The sequence below is a fragment of the uncultured Anaerococcus sp. genome (assembly GCF_963510575.1).
Classification (GTDB): domain Bacteria; phylum Bacillota; class Clostridia; order Tissierellales; family Peptoniphilaceae; genus Anaerococcus.
Map to the genome: position 1 here is coordinate 1 of NZ_CAUPFR010000114.1, position 4,906 is coordinate 4,906.

6 protein-coding genes and 1 pseudogene are annotated in these 4,906 nt (G+C 35.3%); 5 read left to right on the forward strand and 2 right to left on the reverse strand.

The window, feature by feature from the left end; genetic code table 11:
* The 5 genes from RQ907_RS07575 to RQ907_RS07595 all read left to right on the forward strand — a co-directional run.
* Positions 1-484, forward strand: a 484-nt coding sequence (locus RQ907_RS07575) for a formate--tetrahydrofolate ligase (RefSeq protein ID WP_311492769.1), incomplete at its 5' end; no start/stop codon positions are given.
* 317 nt (positions 485-801) lie between these two features.
* Positions 802-1,386 (forward strand): hypothetical protein, encoded by a 585-nt coding sequence (locus RQ907_RS07580; RefSeq protein ID WP_311492770.1) that lies wholly within the window; start codon positions 802-804, stop codon positions 1,384-1,386.
* Positions 1,387-1,408: 22 nt separating this feature from the next.
* Positions 1,409-2,002, forward strand: coding sequence for a hypothetical protein (locus tag RQ907_RS07585; protein ID WP_311492771.1), 594 nt, complete (start codon positions 1,409-1,411; stop codon positions 2,000-2,002).
* Positions 2,003-2,101: 99 nt separating this feature from the next.
* Positions 2,102-2,395 (forward strand): hypothetical protein, encoded by a 294-nt coding sequence (locus RQ907_RS07590; protein WP_311492772.1) that lies wholly within the window; start codon positions 2,102-2,104, stop codon positions 2,393-2,395.
* A 148-nt stretch (positions 2,396-2,543) separates the two neighbouring features.
* Positions 2,544-2,678: a hypothetical protein gene (locus tag RQ907_RS07595; protein WP_311492773.1), complete on the forward strand. Its 135-nt coding sequence runs from the start codon at positions 2,544-2,546 to the stop codon at positions 2,676-2,678.
* A 30-nt stretch (positions 2,679-2,708) separates the two neighbouring features.
* Here RQ907_RS07595 and RQ907_RS07600 read toward each other — a convergent pair whose 3' ends face one another.
* Positions 2,709-3,416 carry a TraX family protein gene (locus tag RQ907_RS07600; RefSeq protein WP_311492774.1) on the reverse strand — a complete coding sequence of 236 codons (708 nt, stop codon included), beginning with the start codon at positions 3,414-3,416 and terminating at the stop codon, positions 2,709-2,711.
* Positions 3,417-3,530: 114 nt separating this feature from the next.
* Positions 3,531-4,906, reverse strand: a pseudogene (locus tag RQ907_RS07605) (putative PEP-binding protein); the annotation flags it as partial.

Genomic DNA, 4,906 nt, shown 5'->3' on the forward strand with positions numbered 1-4,906 from the left:
AAAGAACTTTGGAGTTGAGTTCTCCCTAACCCAAGTATGGGCAAAAGGTGGCGACGGTGCTATTGACCTTGCAGAAAAACTTGTTAAAATAGTTGAATCAAATAAAGAGGAAGTAAAACTTCTTTACCAAGATGACATATCCACAGAAGAGAAAATCAACACAATCGCCAAGGAAATCTATGGGGCTGCCAAGGTTAATTTCACAGATGAAGCAAGGGCGGTCCTTGATAAAATCGACGAACTTGGTTATAGAAATTTCCCAGTTTGTATGGCAAAAACCCCAGCATCTCTAACAGATGATGGTAAAATCAAGGGTAGACCAGAGGGCTTTGAAATAACAGTTTCTGATATCAAAATTAAGACAGGATCAAGGTTCATAGTTGCCTATCTCAATAAGGTCTTAACCATGCCAGGCCTTCCAAAACATCCAAATGCTCTTGACATAGACGTTGACGAAAATGATAATATTATAAATTTATTCTAGGAAATATAAGAAGGATTGAAGTTGAAAGATAAAATCATCAAAATTAAAGAAAATTTAACCTATTATATAAAATCTTTGTCCTTTACGAGTTCATATATAGACGAGCAAAAAATGTATAAGAGCATAGATTGGGAAAAAGAAGTTAAAATCTTGCCCTTAGGTGCCAAGGTTTTGATGGTCCTTCTAATCATCTTCTTATTAATAATTTTATAAAAATATACAAGCGGCTCCGGCCGCTTTTTTTTGAATTTTTGGGAAATCCTTTTTTTTATTTTGATTTTGGGTATTATATAAGTAACAAGATAAAGGGGGATAAGATGAAAAAGTTTTTAATAATATGTGCCTTGGCCCTTGCCATTACTGGCTGTAATAAAAAAGTTAATCTAGAAGAAGGTGTAAAAATAAGCCAGGCTAAGACTGATGTGGATGCGGTGGAATATTTTGGCCAAGAAAAGCCTTTGGACCTTGCCTACAATACTTATTCCATAGAAGGACTTGATACAAAAAATCTAGAGGAGCAGTTATTTTCTATAAAAGACGGGGAAATCTTTGAGATTTCAAGAGGACCTGTGAATGCGACAAAGTCATCTGCTTTAATAGGTTTAGGTTTCAATGAACACACTTATACCCTATTTAGGATAGATGACGGAGAAGTACGTGATGCTAGAGGTATTAGGGCGGATTATGACATAGACAAGGACCAGTTTACCAAGACCTATTGGCTAGATCAAGCTGATATAAAAGATAAGCAGTCAACCATTCTTTTTGTTGGTTTGTCCAAGGATGTTAAGGATTTTAACATGAAAAACATCACCAAAGAAGATCTTAAAAAAATGAGCAAGGAAGATAAGGACCTTAAGATTTTGGCATTTGAACTTATACTAGATAAAAAAGAAAAGTAATTTTCATATTTAGGAGAAAAAAATGAAAAAGAGAAATGTATTATTAAGTCTATTTTTAATACTAAGCTTAGCGTCTTGTAAAGTAGAAGTGAAAAATGCAGAGGATGTCATGCTTACAAAAGAAGACTATGAGCTTAACGTATTTGACACCTTTGATGGTGGAGATAATTTAGATTATGGTGCAGGAGTTTATTCCTTCAAGGGAATAAGGCCTGATGATCTTCGCCTGACTCTTTCAACTTATGAAAATGGGGAAATTTCAGAAGCTTTTGATATTGAGCTTCCTAAAATAGAAGATAAGGACAAGCTTGGTATAGCGGTAAATTCTAGCAAAATATATATATACGATCTATCAGTTAATAAAGCTTCTGTACTTACCAACTATGAATTTAAAGATAAAAAACTTACTCACAAGATGTCAAATGGCTGGCAGTGGGATAATGGTGGTGTAATCAAAGATGGAGAGCGATATCCAGTATTTGCAAGTTTTTCTAATGAAGCTAATTCTTTGATAACCCCAATTTTTCATGAAGATGATATAAGAGATTGGATAAAAACTCATAAGGAATACTCAGGTATGCTTTTGGAATTAAGGCTTGAAGATAGGAAGAAATAGCAATGGTCAAATTCACTGTTTTTTCTTAAATATTTTGATTTTAATGGCGTATGAGTTTAATATTTGGGAAAGTATAGTTTTTATAAGAAAGGATAAAATATGGAAATTTTAGGAAAAGCACTTTATTTATTACTTATAATAGTTTTTATGAGATTTTTCTATTTTGTTTTGAGAAAATCTTTTGAAGATAAAAATTCAACTACAGTGAAAATGGCAACAAGGGGCATTGTCTTATCTATCTATACAATAGCGATTCTTTCACTATTTGCCATAGCGATTTTTATCCCGGCTGTGGGAATGACAAAAAGAGCCCTTGCAGGAGTTGTAGCTATCTTGATGTCAATCTATTTTGGAATCATAGTTAAGAAATATATAAAAAAGGAAGCCTTCTAATGTGGCTTATCTTCGGGGCCGGTGCTATAATCACCGCCCTTTTAAATATAATGAATTACAAAAATCGTGCTGATATCTTTAGATTTTTAAGCCTAACTTTCACGAGCCTTACTGTCTGTGCTTTTATGCTGATGGGGCAGGAAGGGTAGTGAGAGAAGATTGGGGAGGCCTTATGGATACCATACCAACCATATCTAAGGCCCTTTGGATATGTGCGGCCCTTTCAATTATTATAAATTCAATTTCCCTAATAAAGTCTTATAAGAGAAAAAACACCAAATAAAAAGGCAGCTTAAATAAATTAAGCTGTCTTTTAGATTTTAAAGACCATCCTTATTATCCCAAAAATTAAAAGATGGACTGGATAAAATAGGTAGTTGAATATTTTATTTTGTCTTCCCTTTTCGCCATTATATAAAAGAACTGTCGCAAAACCAAGAATGGCGTAGATTTCCTTGATTATTACAAGATAGCCAAGTCCTGATGCCAAAAGCCTCTTATCATAAAATATATAGTATAGGTAAATTATTATGATGGCGTAGTACTCATAGTCAGATGATATGAGCATTGATCCCAGTGAGGAAAGTGCCACTATTAGTAAGGATACAAAGACCCATAGGGGTCTTTTTTTGATGTAGGATTTTAATTTATCAATTACCATGATTGTAAATAGTCCAAGGGCAAGTCCCCAGAGAATATTTTGTGACCAGGTATTTACAAATTCAGCTGATTGGAACATATCGTAAGGGATTTCGGAAATTAGAGCAAAAATCAAGAGATTCCTTAAATATGACCAACGTGATTTTGTTTTGAAAAATCCTTCCACGACCATAAAGGCAAATATAGGAAAGGCGATTCTTCCTAAGATGTCAAAAATAGTTGTTATAATGACCATAGGGCCAGTTCCTGTTAGAAATGGGGTTATGATTGCCTTGTTGAAATGGTCTATAAACATTGAAGCGAAGGCTATATATTTTAATTGGGCACCGTTTATGCCCTTGATGTTTTTGATTTTTTCCATAAAATCTCCTTTCAGATTATTTGAAGATTTTATCCCAAATATATAAAAAATGCAAATTTTTAACGAAAAAATTCTCCGACCAGGATTTTACCTAGTCGGAGAATGGTTTTTATCTTATTTATTTTTCTCAATTGCTGCTTGGGCTGCTGCAAGTTTAGCTATTGGAATTCTGAATGGTGAACAAGATACATAGTCAAGTCCTACATTGTAGAGGTATTTAACTGTGTTTGGTTCACCACCGTGCTCACCACAGATACCTAGGTGGAGGGCAGGATTAGATTTTCTACCTTTTTCTACAGCTGTTTCTACTAAGAAACCAACACCTTTTTGGTCTAGAACTTGGAATGGATCCTTTTCTAGGATGTCTTTTTCGATGTAAGCTGGTAGGAATTTACCTGCGTCATCTCTTGATAGACCGAAGGTCATTTGTGTTAAGTCGTTTGTACCAAAGCTGAAGAAGTCTGTAATTTGTGCGATTTCATCGGCTGTTATAGCAGCTCTTGGGATTTCTATCATGGTACCTACTAGGTATTTGATTTCCATGCCCTGTTCTTCAAATACTTTTTCGATTTCTTTTACAACTATATTTTTAACGTAGTCAAGTTCGTGAACGTCTGAAGATAGTGGAATCATGATTTCTGGAACTACATTTATGCCTTCTTTATTTAGTCTAATAGCTGCTTGCATGATTGCTCTTGCTTGCATTCTAGAGATTTCTGGATAGATAACGCCTAGTCTTAGACCCCTGAAACCAAGCATTGGGTTTACTTCTTGAAGTTCTGAAATTCTTTCGTGAACTCTGGCTGTTGGATTTTTAATTCTAGGGCAAGGGCAGCTATTTCCTTTTCTCCTTTTGGTAGGAATTCGTGAAGTGGTGGGTCAAGAAGTCTTACAGTTACAGGTCTTTCTTCCATTAATTTGTAGATTTGATAGAAGTCTTCTTCTTGCATTGGAAGAATCTTATCAAGGGCAGCTTGTCTTGTTTCTAGGTCAGAAGCAAGGATCATCTTTCTAACTTGGAAAATCCTGTCATCTGCAAAGAACATGTGCTCTGTCCTACATAGACCAATACCTTCAGCACCAAATTCTAGGGCTTGTTTAGCATCTCTTGGTGTATCAGCGTTTGTTCTAACTTTCATGTCTCTATATTTATCTACCCATTGCATGAATTTGCCAAAAGCACCGTGCATTTGTGGTGGTTGGGTTTCAAGAGCTCCTTCGTAGATTGCACCTGTTGAACCATCTATTGAAATTGTATCTTGATCTGTTAAAACTTTTCCATTTACTCTTACTGTATGTTCATATTCATTAACGTGTAGGTCACTTGCACCAGATACACAGCATTTACCCATACCTCTAGCAACTACGGCTGCGTGAGAAGTCATACCACCTCTTGCAGTAAGGATACCAACAGCTGATACCATACCTTCAAGGTCTTCTGGGCTTGTTTCCTCACGAACAAGGATTACAGTTTCACCATCTTTTGCTCT